Raw genomic sequence first — 1137 nt, 5'->3', positions numbered from 1 at the left:
CTCTACCGCGCCGCAGCCGGGAATCGGACGTACGCCGCCGTGGCCGCGGATCTCGGTATCACCGCGGAGTCGCTGCGGACGTGGGTCCGCAAGGACGAGGCCCAGGCGGTGCCCGAGGGCCGCGCCGGAAGCGTCAGTGCGGCAGAGGAACTGGGCCGGCTGCGGGCTGAGAACGCCAGGCTGCTCAAAGCCGAGCAGGAGTGGCGGCTGGAGCGCGAGATCCTGCGCCGGGCAGCCGCCTATTTCGCTCGGGAGGTGAAGTGAGATCCTGCCGCTGGGACTTCATCTCCGACAACCGCGCCGACTTCGGCGTCAAGCGGATCTGCCGGGTGCTCGGGGCGTCCCGCGCCGGCTACTACCGGCATCTGGCCACCGAGCAGGCCCGTGCCGAGCGCCAGGCCGAGGAGAAGCGGACCGTGAGTGAGATCCGCGCCATCCACACCGAGCACCATGGCGCCTACGGCGCCCCGCGCGTCCATGCCGAGCTGCGGGCGAGAGGGCACAGGATCAACCGCAAGCGCGTCACCCGGCTGATGCGGACCAATCACATCGTCGGCCGCCACCTGCGGAAGAAGAAGCGGACGACGATCGCGGACAGGACCGCGGCGCCCGCGCCGGACCTGGTGATGCGCGACTTCACCGCGGACGCCCTGAACACCAGGTGGTGCGGCGACATCACTTACATAGCCGTCGGTTCGACGTGGCTCTACCTCGCCACGGTGATCGACATCTACTCGAGGAAGGTCGTGGGCTGGTCGATCGCCGACCACATGCGCACCTCGCTGGTCACCGACGCGATCGAGACGGCCGTGGCCGCCCGCGGCGGCCGGGTCCACGGCGTCGTCTTCCACACCGACAGAGGCGCCCAATACAGCGCGGCCGCCTTCGCCGACGTCTGCCGCCGGCACGGCATCCGCCGCAGCATGGGCCGAGTGGGCTCGAGCTACGACAACGCCCTCGCCGAGTCGTTCTTCCAGGGCCTCAAGCGCGAATTGCTCCACGGACGCCGCTGGACCTCAAAGGCACAGACCCGACTCGAGCTGTTCCGCTGGCTTTCCTACTACAACCGGCGCCGCCGCCACTCCGCGCTCGGCTACCGCACACCAGCCGAGTTTGAACAACAACTGATCACGACAC

At 69.2% G+C, this 1137-nt stretch carries 1 protein-coding gene; it reads left to right on the top strand.

Translation table 11 applies throughout. The annotated features are described in order from the left end of the window. Positions 1–1137, top strand: a protein-coding gene (locus ACWIHY_RS40400; protein ID WP_454381761.1) for an IS3 family transposase whose coding sequence is annotated in 2 segments (ribosomal slippage) — positions 1–196 and positions 196–1137 — 1138 coding nt annotated over the 2 segments. Because the reading frame shifts where the segments join, the coding sequence is not laid out codon by codon here. This gene is flagged as partial in the annotation.

It is taken from the genome of Streptomyces sp. NPDC055287 (assembly GCF_053646035.1).
Note: the sequence above shows the minus strand (reverse complement) of the source record. Positions and strands in the feature narration are given on the sequence as shown.